This is a genomic window from Actinacidiphila glaucinigra (genome assembly GCF_035918135.1).
Taxonomy (GTDB): domain Bacteria; phylum Actinomycetota; class Actinomycetes; order Streptomycetales; family Streptomycetaceae; genus Actinacidiphila; species Actinacidiphila glaucinigra.
The window spans coordinates 6721310-6735000 of record NZ_CP109144.1 but is presented as its reverse complement, the minus strand read 5'-3'; the positions used below and the strand labels follow the sequence as shown (position 1 = coordinate 6735000).

At 72.1% G+C, this 13691-nt stretch carries 16 protein-coding genes and 1 pseudogene; 6 read left to right on the top strand and 11 right to left on the bottom strand.

The genetic code is table 11. The annotated features are described in order from the left end of the window. Nucleotides 1–50 precede the first annotated feature (50 nt). The 3 genes and pseudogenes from tyrS to OIE69_RS30335 all read right to left on the bottom strand — a co-directional run. A complete protein-coding gene (gene tyrS / locus OIE69_RS30345; RefSeq protein WP_326577183.1) occupies nt 51–1316 on the bottom strand; it encodes a tyrosine--tRNA ligase in 1266 nt (421 codons plus the stop codon). 189 nt (nt 1317–1505) lie between these two features. Continuing rightward, complete coding sequence (locus OIE69_RS30340) at nt 1506–2117, bottom strand: DNA-3-methyladenine glycosylase (protein ID WP_326577181.1); 612 nt, start codon at nt 2115–2117, stop codon at nt 1506–1508. 14 nt (nt 2118–2131) lie between these two features. After that, nucleotides 2132–2389 (bottom strand): annotated as a pseudogene (locus tag OIE69_RS30335) (DNA-3-methyladenine glycosylase); the annotation flags it as partial. 84 nt (nt 2390–2473) lie between these two features. On the opposite strand from OIE69_RS30335, the gene OIE69_RS30330 reads away from it, so the two are divergent. The 3 genes from OIE69_RS30330 (at nt 2474) to OIE69_RS30320 (ending at nt 4750) form a co-directional block, all read left to right on the top strand. Beyond that, nucleotides 2474–3256: a sporulation protein gene (locus OIE69_RS30330; RefSeq protein ID WP_326577180.1), complete on the top strand. Its 783-nt coding sequence runs from the start codon at nt 2474–2476 to the stop codon at nt 3254–3256. 46 nt (nt 3257–3302) lie between these two features. Continuing rightward, entirely contained in the window at nt 3303–3836 is a 534-nt protein-coding gene (locus OIE69_RS30325; protein WP_326577179.1) for a YbhB/YbcL family Raf kinase inhibitor-like protein, read from the top strand. A 410-nt stretch (nt 3837–4246) separates the two neighbouring features. Next, nucleotides 4247–4750, top strand: coding sequence for an HNH endonuclease (locus tag OIE69_RS30320; protein WP_326577178.1), 504 nt, complete (start codon nt 4247–4249; stop codon nt 4748–4750). Nucleotides 4751–4778: 28 nt separating this feature from the next. On the opposite strand, the gene OIE69_RS30315 is transcribed toward OIE69_RS30320, so the two are convergent. The 4 genes from OIE69_RS30315 to OIE69_RS30300 all read right to left on the bottom strand — a co-directional run bounded on the left by OIE69_RS30315 (nt 4779) and on the right by OIE69_RS30300 (nt 8025). Further along, nucleotides 4779–5546 carry a sulfite exporter TauE/SafE family protein gene (locus tag OIE69_RS30315; RefSeq protein WP_326577177.1) on the bottom strand — a complete coding sequence of 256 codons (768 nt, stop codon included), beginning with the start codon at nt 5544–5546 and terminating at the stop codon, nt 4779–4781. Between the two features lie 101 nt (nt 5547–5647). Then, nucleotides 5648–6583, bottom strand: coding sequence for an SPFH domain-containing protein (locus OIE69_RS30310; RefSeq protein ID WP_326577176.1), 936 nt, complete (start codon nt 6581–6583; stop codon nt 5648–5650). A 128-nt stretch (nt 6584–6711) separates the two neighbouring features. Beyond that, nucleotides 6712–7122 (bottom strand): NfeD family protein, encoded by a 411-nt coding sequence (locus OIE69_RS30305; RefSeq protein ID WP_326581457.1) that lies wholly within the window; start codon nt 7120–7122, stop codon nt 6712–6714. A 111-nt stretch (nt 7123–7233) separates the two neighbouring features. Continuing rightward, nucleotides 7234–8025, bottom strand: coding sequence for an ABC transporter ATP-binding protein (locus tag OIE69_RS30300; protein ID WP_326577174.1), 792 nt, complete (start codon nt 8023–8025; stop codon nt 7234–7236). Between the two features lie 114 nt (nt 8026–8139). On the opposite strand from OIE69_RS30300, the gene OIE69_RS30295 reads away from it, so the two are divergent. Next, the gene (locus tag OIE69_RS30295; RefSeq protein WP_326577172.1) at nt 8140–8937 is read left to right on the top strand and encodes a hypothetical protein; all 798 of its coding nucleotides are present in this window, start codon (nt 8140–8142) and stop codon (nt 8935–8937) included. Nucleotides 8938–8999: 62 nt separating this feature from the next. On the opposite strand, the gene OIE69_RS30290 is transcribed toward OIE69_RS30295, so the two are convergent. The 4 genes from OIE69_RS30290 to OIE69_RS30275 form a co-directional block, all read right to left on the bottom strand. Next, on the bottom strand, nt 9000–9239 hold the full coding sequence (locus tag OIE69_RS30290; protein ID WP_018560569.1) for a chaplin: 240 nt from the start codon (nt 9237–9239) through the stop codon (nt 9000–9002). Nucleotides 9240–9486: 247 nt separating this feature from the next. Beyond that, nucleotides 9487–9735, bottom strand: coding sequence for a chaplin (locus OIE69_RS30285; RefSeq protein WP_018560570.1), 249 nt, complete (start codon nt 9733–9735; stop codon nt 9487–9489). 202 nt (nt 9736–9937) lie between these two features. After that, a complete protein-coding gene (locus OIE69_RS30280) occupies nt 9938–10582 on the bottom strand; it encodes a response regulator transcription factor (RefSeq protein ID WP_326577169.1) in 645 nt (214 codons plus the stop codon). Next, nucleotides 10575–11729: a GAF domain-containing sensor histidine kinase gene (locus tag OIE69_RS30275; RefSeq protein ID WP_326577167.1), complete on the bottom strand. Its 1155-nt coding sequence runs from the start codon at nt 11727–11729 to the stop codon at nt 10575–10577. Before OIE69_RS30275 ends, OIE69_RS30280 begins: the two co-directional genes overlap by 8 nt. Before the next feature lie 188 nt (nt 11730–11917). Between OIE69_RS30275 and OIE69_RS30270 the strand changes: the two genes are divergently transcribed. Both OIE69_RS30270 and OIE69_RS30265 read left to right on the top strand, forming a co-directional pair. Further along, entirely contained in the window at nt 11918–12616 is a 699-nt protein-coding gene (locus tag OIE69_RS30270; RefSeq protein ID WP_326577165.1) for an SDR family oxidoreductase, read from the top strand. 14 nt (nt 12617–12630) lie between these two features. After that, entirely contained in the window at nt 12631–13671 is a 1041-nt protein-coding gene (locus tag OIE69_RS30265; RefSeq protein WP_326581456.1) for an S-adenosylmethionine:tRNA ribosyltransferase-isomerase, read from the top strand. Nucleotides 13672–13691 lie beyond the last annotated feature (20 nt).

Here is a 13691-nt window from a genome sequence, read left to right as displayed (position 1 = left end):
GCGGCGGAGTCAAGCTCCGCCGCCGCTCAAACGTGGATAACCAGCCGACGTCAGCCGCCGGCGACCTCGACGGCCGCCAGGCTCTTCTTGCCGCGCCGCAGCACGAGCCAGCGGCCGTGCAGCAGGTCGGAGGCCTCGGGGGCCGCGTCCTCGTCACCGATCTTGACGTTGTTCACGTACGCGCCGCCCTCCTTGATGGTGCGGCGGGCCGCGGACTTGCTGGCCACGAGCCCCACTTCGGCGAAGAGGTCCGCGACGGTGGCCAGCTCGGCCACCTTGGCGTGCGGCAGTTCACCGAGGGCCGCCGCGAGGGTCCGCTCGTCGAGCTCGGTGAGTTCGCCCTGGCCGAAAAGTGCCTTGGACGCGGCGATGACCGCGGCGCACTGATCGGCGCCGTGGACGAGGGTGGTGAGCTCCTCCGCGAGGGCGCGCTGGGCCGCGCGGGCCTGCGGACGCTCCTCGGTGAGCCGCTCCAGTTCCTCGATCTCGGTCTGCGACGCGAAGCTGAAGATGCGCAGGAACTTGGACACGTCACGGTCGTCGGCGTTCAGCCAGAACTGGTAGAAGGCGTACGGCGTGGTCATCTCTGGATCGAGCCAGACCGTGCCGGACTCCGTCTTGCCGAACTTCGTCCCGTCGGCCTTGGTGATGAGCGGGGTGGCGAGGGCATGCACGGAGGTGCCCTCGACGCGTCCGATCAGGTCGATGCCGGCGGTCAGGTTGCCCCACTGGTCACTGCCGCCGGTCTGCATGGTGCAGCCGTAGCGGCGGTTGAGCTCCAGGAAGTCCATGCCCTGGAGGATCTGGTAGCTGAACTCGGTGTAGCTGATGCCGGCCTCGGAGTTGAGCCGCCGGGCGACGGCCTCCTTGGCGATCATCTTGTTGACCCGGAAGTACTTGCCCACGTCGCGCAGGAACTCGATGGCCGACAGGCCCGAGGTCCAGTCGAGGTTGTTGACCATCACCGCGGCGTTCGGGCCCTCGAAGGAGAGGAAGGGCTCGATCTGGGCGCGGATCCGCTCCACCCAGCCGGCGACGACGTCGGCGTCGTTCAGCGTCCGCTCGGCGGTCGGCTTGGGGTCGCCGATCAGACCGGTGGCGCCGCCGACGAGGGCGAGCGGCCGGTTGCCGGCCAGCTGGAGCCGGCGGATGGTGAGGATCTGCACCAGGTTGCCGAGGTGGAGGCTGGGCGCGGTGGGGTCGAAGCCGCAATAGACCGTGACCGGGCCGTCCGCGAACGCCTTGCGCAGTGCGTCCTCGTCGGTGGAAACGGCGATCAGCCCTCGCCACCGCAGCTCGTCGACGATGTCCGTCACGGTTCTCGTGCCTCCTGGTGTCGTTCGATGCCTCGTACCCGTTCGTACGGAGTCTTTCCGAGACTACGCGTTCCGCTCGAGTCCTTTTGCGCGCCCCGGGGCGCGGCGGCGCGGTGCGTGTGCGCGGTAGGGGCCGACGGTGGGGGCCCGGCTCCACGCCGGCGAGCCGCGGGCGAGGCGTACGGCGGCTCAGGTTCCGGCGGACGGCTTGGCTCGCGGGCTCAGTCGGTACGCCGAGACCGTCGGATCACCGGCGAGGTAGAAGCGGTGCTGCCAGTCGTGGGCTTTGCTCACACCTACCCGAGGACCGACCCGGATGAGCGCGGCGGGTGCCGGCTCGCCCTCCGACAGCGCGACCGAGGCTCCTGACAGCAGGTCCGTGCCGTTGTGCTCTGCCGTGATGCCGAGCGCCTGGCAGAAATTCCCCGGACCTCGCGCGAGACGCGGGCTCTCGACGTTGGCCCCTCGCCGCTCGCGGGCCAGGTCTTCACCTTCGATGACCCTGCCTGCCCGGATGAGGACAGCCGTAGCGATGCCGTCCGCCCCGGTGACGATGTTGGCGCACCAGTGGAGACCGTGAGACCGGTAGACGTACAGGTGCCCCGCGGGTCCGAACATGACGGCGTTTCGGGGTGTCCTGCCCCGGTAGGCGTGGGAGGCGGGGTCGGCCGAACCGGAGTACGCCTCGGTCTCCGTGACGGCGATGCTCACGGTTCCCTCGGGGGTCTCGTGGGTGAGGACGGCACCGAGCAGCTTGGGGGCGACTTCTTCAGCGGGGTGAGCAAGATCCACCACGTTCATGCCGACCGCCTTGACATGCCGTGGGTGAAGTAGCCGTACGCGTGGCCGGGCGGGCCGAACATGACCGTGTTGCGGTCGGTGCGTCCGCGGTGGGCGTGCGAGCGGGGGTCCAGGGGGTCGGCGTAGGCCTCGACCTCGGTCAGCCTGAGCGCCACGGGGCCGTCGTCCGTCCTGCGTACGAGGGTTCGCTCCAGGAGGTCGGGGGCCGCCTCCAGCACCGGCCGGTCGAAGAAGGACCTGGGGAGCGGGGTGCTTCCGGGAGGGGGGATCATGCGGTACGAGAGTAATGGAACCGTTCGGGGTGGGGCCGCGTTCGTAATGACCGAGGCAACCGCCAGTAAAGGGAGAGGGACATCGTGGGCTTCAAGAAGCTGCTTGCGAGCTTGGGCGCCGGTGGCGCGTCGGTCGAGACGGTGCTCAACGAGCCGAACGTCGTCCCGGGCGGGGTCGTCCAGGGCGAGGTGCGGATCCAGGGCGGCTCGGTGCCGCAGCAGATCGAGGGGCTGTCGGTGGGCCTGCAGGCCCGCGTCGAGGTCGAGGGCCAGGACACGGAGTACAAGCAGGACATCGAGTTCCACCGGCAGAAGTTGGGCGGGGCGTTCGAGGTGCAGCCGGGTGCGGTGCACGTGGTGCCGTTCGGGCTGGAGATCCCGTGGGAGACCCCGATCACAACGTTCCTGGGGCGTCACCTGACCGGGATGAACGTCGGCGTCACCACGGAGCTGGCCATCGCCCGTGCGGTGGACTCCGGTGACCTCGACCCGATCAACGTGCACCCCGTGCCGGCGCAGCAGGCGATCCTCGACGCGTTCGGCCAGCTGGGCTTCGGCTTCAAGAACGCGGACCTGGAGCGCGGCCACATCCGCAACACGCGGCAGCGGCTGCCGTTCTACCAGGAGATCGAGTTCTTCGCCCCGCAGCAGTACCGCGGGCTGAACCAGGTGGAGCTGAGCTTCGTCTCCGACGGCCACGAGATGGACGTCATCCTGGAGATGGACAAGAAGCCGGGGCTGTTCAGCGAGGGCAGCGACGCCTTCCGCTCGTTCACCGTGGACCTGAACAACTTCCACACGACCGACTGGGCGGGGTACCTCAACCAGTGGCTGGCCGAGGTCGGCGGCAAGCGCAACTGGTTCTAGGATCGGCGGGCGGAAGCGCGTTTCGCGATCAGCAGGAGGTACCGAGGTGACCGAGCAGAAGCGGCGGCCGCTCCCCCACGATTTCCACCCGCCGGTGGCGTCGTTCACGGTGGTGAGCGACGACTTCGAGCCGGGTGGCACGCTGAAGGACTCCCAGGTGTACGCCGAGGGGAATGTCTCTCCGCACCTGCGGTGGGAGGGCTTCCCCGAGGGGACCAGGAGCTTCGCCGTCACGTGTTACGACCCCGACGCGCCCACCGGCAGCGGTTTCTGGCACTGGGTGCTCTTCGACATCCCGGTGTCGGTGACGGAGCTGCCCGCGGGGGCCGGCAGTGACGGCTTCAAGGGGCTGCCCGAGGGTGCGGTGCACGTGCGCAACGACTACGGCAGCAAGGACTTCGGCGGTGCCGCGCCGCCGCCCGGGGACGGGCCGCACCGGTACGTGTTCACCGTGTACGCGGTGGACCAGGAGAAGCTGGGGCCGGACGGGGACGTGTCGCCCGCCGTCGTCGGCTTCAACCTGCGGTTCCACGCGATCGCACGGGCCAACCTGATCGGCGAGTACGAGAACCCGCAGTAGCCGTGGCGCTCCCGGCCGCGGCCGGGGGTCCCGAAATCCCGTTGCGCCCCGGCGCTCCCGCATCGCACTGTGGTGTCTGCCTGGTGACCTGACCGTCACCGGGGGTCGGCACCGCAGTGGCGGGGGCGGCGGGGCGTTGCGCTGTGCGGCTCTCGCCGCGCGACCTGCCTGCCGTCCGCCGGAGCCCGGTCATGCGCCCGGGCGTCCACGCCGATCGCCGCGCTCCGGGCGCCCCGGACCCCTACGGGGGAGGGCGCCCGGGGTGGCCGGCGGCCAGGGGTCGCCGTTTCTTTCCCTGTTTCCTCCTGTTCGCTTTCACGTGCGGAAATTGCGTTGTCCGCATGGGTATCGCCCGGTCACAGTGGAGCCACCTCGCCACGGGGCGGGGATGGACCCGAGGGGTGGGCGACGTGCGTGAGACGCTGGTGCTGAACGCGACCTTCGAGCCGCTGTCGACTGTGTCGCTGCGGCGTGCGGTGGTGCTGGTCATGCAGGACAAGGCCGTGGTCGAGCAGGCTCATCCCGGGCTGCGGATCCGTGCGGCGGCGGTGGAGGTGCCGGTGCCGCAGATAATCAGGCTCTGCCGGTACGTGAGAGTGCCCTTCCGACAACGGGCGGCGTGGTCGCGGCGGGGTGTGCTGGTCAGGGACCGCCACCGCTGCGCGTACTGCGGCCGGAGGGCGACCACCGTGGACCACGTGATGCCGCGTTCGCGCGGTGGTGGCGACACGTGGCTGAACACGGTGGCGTCGTGCGCGGAGGACAACCACCGCAAGGCGGACCGTACGCCGGAGCAGGCGGGGATGCGGCTGCTGACCCAGCCGTTCGAGCCGACGCCGGCCGACGCGCTGCTGCTGGCGCTGGGGCTGAAGGACCGTGAGGGCGTTCCCGGCCGGCTCGCGTTGCCGGCCTGAGTCCTGAAGTCCCGGGGCGGTCGCCCGCCTACTTGAGCAGTAGCTGGGTGATCGCCACGAGGCCCACGACGACGATGACGCCGCGCAGGGCGACAGGCGGCATGCGGCGTCCGATGCGGGCGCCGAGCACGCCGCCTAGGGCCGCCCCGACGGCGATGAGCGCGACAGCGGTCCAGTCGAAGTCGGCGACGAAGAGGAAGAAGACCGCGGCGACACCGTTGACGATCAGTGCGAGGACGTTCTTCGCCGCGTTGATCCGTTGCCAGGACTCCTCGAGGAGGACGCCCATCAGGGAGAGGTAGATGACTCCCTGGGCGGCGCCGAAGTAGCCGCCGTACATGCTGGCGAGGAGGAGTCCGCCCAGCAGGACCGGGCCGCCGTGCTCGGGGACGTGGGTGCCGTTGCCGGAGCGGCGGGCCTGGAGGGCGCGGGAGAGCCGGGGCTGGACGACGACGAGGACGAGGGCGATGGCGATGAGGACCGGCACGATCGTGTCGAAGGCCCGCGAGGGCAGCGTCAGCAGCAGCACTGCCCCGGTGAGTCCGCCGACGAGGGCGGCGGCGCCCAGCCGCAGCAGGCGGGGGCCCTGTCCGGCGAGTTCGCGCCGGTAGCCGATGGCGCCGCTGATGGAGCCGGGGACGAGCCCGAGGGTGTTGGACACGTTGGCGGTGACGGGTGGCAGCCCCACGGCGAGCAGGACGGGGAAGGTGATGAGCGTGCCGGAGCCGACGACGGTGTTGATGGTGCCGGCCCCGATTCCGGCCGCGAACACGGCCAGGGCTTCCCAGTAGGTCATAGGCGTCTCCATGGTCGGTGCGGCTCCTCTCCCCCGACGGGACCGGGGGGAGAGGAGCGCACGGATCATGTCATACGCGTTCGCGGCGGCAGCCGCGCTGCTCAGTCCTTGTCGAGCCGGGGGGTCTCGCGTCGGGTGCCGCCGTCGCCGGCGCCGCCGCCGGGGGCGCCGGGGAGGTTGACGATGCCGCCGAGGCCCTTGAGGGCGTCGTTGAGTTCGCTGGGGATGATCCAGAGCTTGTTGGAGTCGCCCTCGGCGATCTTGGGGAGCATCTGCAGGTACTGGTAGGCGAGCAGCTTCTGGTCGGGGTCGCCCTCGTGGATGGACTCGAAGACGGTGCGGATGGCCTGGGCCTCGCCCTCGGCCTTGAGGGCGGCGGCCTTGGCCTCGCCCTCGGCGCGCAGGATCGCGGACTGCTTCTCGCCCTCGGCGGTGAGGATCTGGGACTGCCGGATGCCCTCGGCGGTGAGGATGGCGGCACGCTTGTCGCGGTCGGCGCGCATCTGCTTCTCCATCGAGTCCTGGATGGAGGTGGGCGGCTCGATGGCCTTGAGTTCGACGCGGTTGACGCGGATGCCCCACTTGCCGGTGGCCTCGTCGAGGACGCCGCGCAGGGCCGCGTTGATCTCCTCGCGGGAGGTCAGGGTCCGCTCCAGGTCCATGCCGCCGATGATGTTGCGGAGGGTGGTGACGGTGAGCTGCTCGATCGCCTGGATGTAGCTGGCGACCTCGTAGGTGGCGGCCCGGGCGTCGGTGACCTGGTAATAGATCACCGTGTCGATGTTGACGACCAGGTTGTCCTGGGTGATCACCGGCTGCGGCGGGAACGGCACGACCTGCTCGCGCAGGTCGATGCGGTTGCGGATGGTGTCGATGAAGGGCACCACGATGTTGAGGCCCGCGCTGAGGGTCCTGGTGTAGCGGCCGAAGCGCTCGACGATCGCCGCGCTGGCCTGCGGGATGACCTGGACCGTCTTGATGAGTGCGATGAAGACGAGCACCACCAGGATGATCAGGACGATGATGATCGGCTGCACGTCCACTCCCACGCCGATTGCCTGTGGCTACCTGTACGAAGACATGATCAAGTCTGGCAGACCCCGCGGGGAGGCGGGCCGGGTTCGGCGAATTCCCGTGCCGTCTCCGGGTGCGGGGGCGCGCCGGATCACATCACGACCGCCGTCGCACCCTCGATCTCGACGACGTCCACGCTCTCGCCGGGTTCGAAGGCCCGTCCGGTGTCGAGGGCGCGGGCCGACCAGACCTCGCCGTTGAGCTTGATGCGGCCGCCGTGCCCGTCGACCCGTTCGAGGACGACGGCCTGACGGCCCTTCAGCGCGTCGATGCCGCTGCGCAGCTCCGGGCGCTGCGCGCGGCTCCGGTTGGCCAGCGGGCGTACGACGGCGATGCCCGCGATCGAGACGATGACGAAGATCAGCACCTGCGCAGTGATGCCGAGGCCGAGGCCGGCCGCGATCGCGGCGGCGACGGCTCCGACCGCGAACATCCCGAACTCGGGCATCGCGGTCACCACAAGCGGAATACCCAGCCCTACGGCGGCGATCAGCCACCACAACCAGTCGTCCACAGGCCCATGGTAGGGGTCCGCAGTGGATCTGTGACAGGGTGCGACGGCTCTGCCCGACGCTTTCGGCGCGGGACCGTGTGCGCGGGTGGCGTCAGCGGGTCACTTCAGGGGCAGCCCGTTGGCGGTCCAGCGGTCGCCGCGGCGCTCGACGACGAGGGGGAGGCCGAAGCACAGGGAGAGGTTGCGGGAGCTGAGTTCGGTCTCCATGGGGCCGGCGGCGACGACCTTGCCCTGGCGGATCATCAGGACGTGGGTGAAGCCGGGGGCGATCTCCTCGACGTGGTGGGTGACCATCACCATGGAGGGGGCGATCGGGTCGCGGGCGAGCCGGCCGAGGCGGCGGACGAGGTCCTCGCGGCCGCCCAGGTCGAGGCCGGCGGCGGGCTCGTCGAGCAGGAGCAGTTCGGGGTCGGTCATCATGGCGCGCGCGATGAGGGTGCGCTTGCGCTCGCCCTCGGAGAGGGTGCCGAACTTGCGGTCGAGGTAGTCGCTCATGCCGAGGCGGTCGAGGAAGGCGCGGGCGCGGTCCTCGTCGACCTGCTCGTAGCTCTCCTGCCAGTGCGCGGTCATGCCGTACGCGGCGGTGAGCACGGTCTCCAGGACGGTCTGGCTGCGCGGCAGCTTCTCGGCCAGGGCGACGCCCGCGATGCCGATGCGGGGGCGCAGTTCGAAGACGTCGACGCCGCCCATCTTCTCGCCGAGGATCTGGACGGTGCCGGAGGTCGGGAAGAGGTAGCTGGAGGCGATGTTCAGCAAGGTCGTCTTGCCGGCGCCGTTGGGACCGAGGATGACCCAGCGCTCGCCCTCGGCGACCGACCAGGAGACCTGGTCCACCAGAGCCCGGCCGTCTCGGACCACGGATACGTCCACCAGCTCCAGAACATCGCTCATGAGCGTGTTGTCTCCCACTTCCCGATCGCACGTCTGCCGTCGCGAGCACCTGTAGGCGCTGCCCCCAGGAAATCTACGCCACGCCCGGGCCGCCCCAGTCCTTAGGCTGGGGGGATGCTCGACGAACCTCGCTCAGGACGGTTGGCGGCCTGGGGAAATGCCCTGATTGCCGGACTTGCCGCGCCGGATGACGCCGCTCAGGAAGTGCTTGCCGACGATTCGGTCCACCGGATCTCCGGACTCCCCGGGGAGGACGGCCCGGTGGGCCTGACGCTGGGGCTGGGGCGGTTGCGCGCGCTCGGCGTCCGCGGCCTGCGGATCGCGCTCCCGGTGCCCGGGCACCCGCTCGGGCTCAGCGGGCCGCCGGAGTTCAACGCGCGGGCGCTGGCGGCGGGCGAGGCGGTCATCGCGGTGGGCGGACCGGCCGTCGGCCTGGTGCCGGAGGTCGCGGAGGCCGGGCCGCAGGGGGATGTGCACGTGTCGGTGGAGTGGCAGTGCCTGGAGGTGCGGGACGCTCCGCCGGCGGACGTGCCCTCGCTGGGCGAGGCGGAGCGGGAGCTCGCGGAGGCACTGCGGGACGCCACGGAGGCGCTGGCGCGGCTGGACGTGGCCGGCGCGGGCCCGGCGGCCCAGGCGGCTCTGGAGGCGTACCGGGCGCGGGCGGCGCGCGGGCGCGAGGTGCTGGCGCCGGGGTATCCGCCGCGGGCGGTGCGGGTGCTGGAACTGGCCCAGCGGGTGGGCGCGCTGGTCGGGATCGCGACCGGTGCCCAGGCCGGGCACGGGGCGGCGGTCAGCGCCTCGGAGATCGCCGCCCGGGCCGAGCTGCTGCGGCCGGTGGAGCGCACGGCGCGGCGGGCGCAGGTGGCGGCGTACAACGCGTACGTCGAGGAGGCCGAGCGGCGCCGGGGCTGAGCCGGCCGGGAACGGGGGGAGGGCCCCGCGGACGACGCTGTCCGCGGGGCCCTCCGCGCACGTCAGTGGTTGAAGCAGACGTTGCCGATGGCCGGGTTCAGGATGCCGACCGCGTCGATGGTGTTGCCGCAGAGGTTGATCGGGATGTTCACCGGAACCTGGATCACGTTGCCGGAGAGCACACCGGGCGAGCCGGCGGCCACGGCACCCGCGTGGGAGTCGGCGAGCGCGGTACCGGCCGAACCGGCGGCGGCCGCACCGGCGGCGGCGATGATCAGGGCGGCCTTCTTGGCGCTGTTCATGAAACTGTTCCTCCTGTGATGGCACGGCCCGTTTCGAGGAGCCGCACTGTGAGGAACGCGGAGCCCGGGGCGTTGACACGGGGAGGACGCCGGAAACCTCCGTACGGCGGAATCCGCGTGGGGCACCGGAGCGTGCCGCGTGCCGTGCGGAAGGACGCCGTGGTCAGCACGAACGGACCGGCCCCGGGGCGGCGAAGCGCTCCGGGGCCGGTGGTCACGGCCATGCCGTGGGGGGTGACGTTCTGGGTCAGCGGTTGACGCAGACGTTCCCGATCGCCGGGTTCAGCAGGCCGATGACGCTGATGGTGTTGCCGCAGACGTTCACCGGGACGTGCACCGGCACCTGGATCACGTTGCCCGAGACCACGCCGGGGCTGTTCTTCGCGCCACCGTGGGCCTGCGCGCCACCGCTGTGGGCGGAGGCGGCACCCGCGCCGACCATGGCGAGGCTCCCGGCGACCATGGCGACGGCTGCGGCCTTGTGCAGGTTCTTCACGTTCTTGACCCTCCTTGCATGGGTGCCGCGGCAGTCGCCGCAGCACGCCATGGAAAACGGCCCACGCCCGCCCAGGTTGCGCCATCCGGGCGACATACACCCGACGGTATGAATCTCACTCCGGACCGAGACGATCCGCTTGTCCTACCGCTAAGTGCCCCGGCTTCAGCGCCGTCGGATACCGCTCACCTGCGTCGCAGGATCAGCCGCCGATGCCGTGCCGCACCGCCCACAGGGCCGCCTGGGTGCGGTCGGAGAGGTCCAGCTTCATCAGGATGTTCGACACGTGGGTCTTCACGGTCTTCTCCGAGAGCACCAGGGCGCGGGCGATCTCCCGGTTGGAACGGCCCTCGGCGATCAGCGACAGCACCTCGCGCTCCCGGTCGGTGAGGGTGCCCCCGCGGCCCTGGCCGGGGGTGCTCTCCTCCTGGGAGAGCAGGGCGTCGGCGACCTCCGGCTGCAGCAGCACGTGTCCGGCGTGGACCGAGCGGATCGCGCCGGCCAGCGCGTCCGGGTCCACGTCCTTGTAGACGTAGCCGGCCGCGCCCGCGCGCAGCGCCGGGACGACCGTGCGCTGCTCGGTGAAGCTGGTGACGACCAGCACGCGGGCCTTGCTGCCGTTGTCGCGCAGCCGTCGCAGGGCCTCGATCCCGTCGACGCCGGGCATGCGGACGTCCATCAGGATCACGTCGGGTGCGAGTTCCCCGGCGCGGTCCACGCCCTCCTCGCCGTCCCCGGCCTCGCCCACCACCTCGATGTCCGGCTGCACCTCCAGAAAGGTCCGCAGACCCCGGCGGACGACTTGGTGGTCGTCGACCAGCAGGACGCGAATGGGGCCGTCAGCCACCGGGCACCTCCATCTCGATCACGGTGCCCCTGCCGGGCGCCGAGTCCACCGTCAGCCCGCCGCCCACCCCGTCGGCCCGGTCCCGCATCGAGACCAGTCCCAGGTGGCGGCCGGCACGACGCACCGCGGACGGGTCGAAGCCCCGTCCGTCGTCCCGCACCGTGAGTACCGCTCCCCTGCCCCGGCCCTCCAGGGACACCGTCACCCTGCCGGCGTCCGCGTGGCGCAGCGCGTTGTGCAGGGCTTCCTGGGCGACCCGCAGCAGCGCCTCCTCCTGGGCGGCGGGCAGGGCCCGCACGTGACGGTGGCCGAAGGAGATGCGCGCCGAGTGCGCCCGGTCCAGGACGTCGACCTGGGTGCGCAGGGTGGCCAGCAGGCCGTCCTCGTCCAGCGCGGCGGGCCGCAGCTCGACCACGACCGCGCGCAGTTCGTCGGCGGCCTCGGCGGCGAGCGTGGAGACCTGCCGCAGCTCTTCGCGGGCGCGTTCCGGATCGCGGGCCACCAGGGCGGAGGCCGCCTGGGCGGTCAGCCGCAGCGAGAACAGCTTCTGCGAGACGGCGTCGTGCAGTTCGTGGGCGATCCGCGCCCGTTCCCCGGCGAGAGTCAGTTCGCGGCTGCGCTCGTACAGGCGGGCGTTGGTGAGGGCGATGGCGGCGTGCGCGGCCAGGGTGCGCAGCAGTTCCTCGTCCTCCTCGGTGAAGCCGCCGTGGTCCTCCCGGGGACTGGTGGCGCAGCACTTGTTGGCGAGGAAGAGGGCACCGAGGATCTCGTCGCCGTCGACCACCGGCATGCCGAGGAAGTCGGCCATGTCGGGGTGGGCGGACGGCCAGCCGCCGAAGCGCGGGTCGCCCTTGACGTCGCGCAGGCGCTGCGGGGTGGCCTCGTGGAGCATCGCGGCGAGGATGCCGTGCTGCCGGGGGAGCGGGCCGATGGCCTTCCACTGCTCGTCGCTGACTCCGTCGACGACGAACTGGGCGAAGCCGCCGTGGTCGTCCGGCACGCCCAGAGCCGCGTACTGGGCCTCGAGCAGTTCGCGGGCGGACGAGACGATCGTCTGCAGGACCTCGCGTACTTCCAGGTGGCGGCTCATCGCGAGGACGGCCGCACTCACCGCCTCGATGCCGCGTCGGGACGATCGGCTGGACATGATCTCACCGTACCGGCGGGGTGGGTCCTGCGGGATCGGCCTCGTGACCGACCTCCCCCGGTCCGTGGACCTAGGGCGAAGTTCCTTCCGCCCGTGCTGCGGGCGGCCGAGGTGTCCGGGGCGGGGCCGTTCCTACGGTGGGGGCAGCCGCCGGGCGACGGGCCGGGCGGCCGGCGGGAGGACACGTCATGCCGGTGGCAATCATCACGGGAGCGTCGCGGGGACTGGGCCGGGCCCTCGCCGGGGCGCTCGCGGAGCGGGGCTGGGACCTGGTGATCGACGCGCGGTCGGCCGGGGCGCTGAAGCAGGCGGAGGGGGAGCTGGCGGGACGCACCCGGGTGGCCGCGCTGCCGGGTGACGTCACCGATCCGCGGCACCGGGTGGACCTGGTCGCGGCGGCCTGGGAGTTCGGCGGGCTGGACCTGCTGGTGAACAACGCGAGCGCGCTGGGCGCCGAGCCGCTGCGGCCGCTGTCCGGGCATCCGCTGGAGGGGCTGCGGGCGGCGCTGGAGACCAATGTGGTGGCCGCGCTGGGCCTGGTCCAGGAGGCTCTGCCGCTGCTGCGCCGGCGGCGGGGCGCCGTCCTCAACATCAGCTCGGACGCCGCCGTGGAGGCGTACCCCACGTGGGGAGGGTACGGCGCGAGCAAGGCGGCGCTCGAACAGCTGTCGGCGGTACTGACGGTGGAGGAGCCGGATCTGCGGGTGTGGTGGCTGGACCCGGGCGACATGGGGACCGAGCTGTACACGGCGGCGGTGCCCGACGATCCGGACGCGGACGGGCGTCCGGCTCCCGGATCCGTGGTGCCGGCCGTGCTGGGGCTGCTCGACGGCGGCGCGGCCAGTGGCCGCTACGTGGCCCCGGCACTGCTGGAGGCCGGGCGGTGACCGCGCTGGGCGCGATGAGGGTGCCGGAGGAACTGGCGGCGCGGGTGCCGGTGGAGCAGCGAGCCGGCGGGGCGTCGGGCCGTGACGGGGTGCGGTTGCTGGTGGGCCGGCGGGCCCGGGGCGAGGTGGCGCACCACGGCTTCGGTGACCTGCCGGAGCTGCTGCGGGCCGGGGACGTGCTCGTGGTGAACACCTCGCAAACCCTGCCGGCGGCGGTGGACGCCACGCTCGGGGAGTCGCCGGTGGTGGTGCACTTCTCGGGGCTGCTGGACGACGGGCGCTGGGTGGTGGAGCTGCGGACGCCCGACGGGCGGGGCACGACCCGGCCGCGCACGGGAGGCCCGGCGGGGGTGGCGGTGGCGCTGCCCGGCGGTGAGCGGCTGGTGCCGCAGGAGCCGCTGAGCCCCTGCGGGGAGAGGCTGTGGGTGGCGTGGGCGTCGGTGGCGGACGCGATGGCGTTCCTGCACCGGCACGGGCGGCCGATCCGGTACGCGTACACCGAGCGGGACCAGCCGGTGGCGGCGTACCGGACGGTGTTCTCGTTGCCGTCGGCCGACGGCCTCGGCTCGGCCGAGATGCCGAGCGCGGGCCGCCCCTTCACGACCGGGCTGGTCACGGCGCTGGTGAGCCGGGGGGTGCAGATGGCTCCGGTGGTGCTGCACACCGGGGTGTCCTCGGGCGAGGCGCACGAGCCGCCGTATCCGGAGCGGTTCTCGGTGCCGGAGAGCACCGCGTGGCTGGTGAACGCCGCCCGGGCGGGCGGCGGGCGGGTGGTGGCGGTGGGCACCACCGCGGTGCGAGCCCTGGAGACGGCGGCCGACGCGCGGGGGCGGGTCGCGGCGGCGGGCGGCTGGACGGACCTGGTGGTCACCCCGGAGCGGGGCGTGCGGGCGGTGGACGGCCTCCTCACCGGGCTGCACGACCCGGCGGCGTCGCATGTGCTGATGCTGGAGGCGGTGGCCGGGCGGGAGCTGCTGGAACAGGTCTACGGCGCAGCGGTGGGGGCGGGATACCTCTGGCACGAGTTCGGGGACGTGAACCTGCTGCTGCCCTGACCGCCCCGCCCGGGGCACGT

Excerpts from the sequence above, each read along its gene's own strand:
- OIE69_RS30265 (WP_326581456.1), top strand. The coding sequence starts at position 12,631 with ATGAGGGTGCCGGAGGAACTGGCGGCGCGGGTGCCGGTGGAGCAGCGA.
- OIE69_RS30275 (WP_326577167.1), bottom strand. The coding sequence starts at position 11,729 with ATGTCCAGCCGATCGTCCCGACGCGGCATCGAGGCGGTGAGTGCGGCC.
- OIE69_RS30300 (WP_326577174.1), bottom strand. The coding sequence starts at position 8,025 with ATGAGCGATGTTCTGGAGCTGGTGGACGTATCCGTGGTCCGAGACGGC.
- OIE69_RS30290 (WP_018560569.1), bottom strand. The coding sequence starts at position 9,239 with ATGAACAGCGCCAAGAAGGCCGCCCTGATCATCGCCGCCGCCGGTGCG.
- OIE69_RS30315 (WP_326577177.1), bottom strand. The coding sequence starts at position 5,546 with ATGACCTACTGGGAAGCCCTGGCCGTGTTCGCGGCCGGAATCGGGGCC.
- OIE69_RS30340 (WP_326577181.1), bottom strand. The coding sequence starts at position 2,117 with ATGAACGTGGTGGATCTTGCTCACCCCGCTGAAGAAGTCGCCCCCAAG.
- OIE69_RS30295 (WP_326577172.1), top strand. The coding sequence starts at position 8,140 with ATGCTCGACGAACCTCGCTCAGGACGGTTGGCGGCCTGGGGAAATGCC.
- OIE69_RS30270 (WP_326577165.1), top strand. The coding sequence starts at position 11,918 with ATGCCGGTGGCAATCATCACGGGAGCGTCGCGGGGACTGGGCCGGGCC.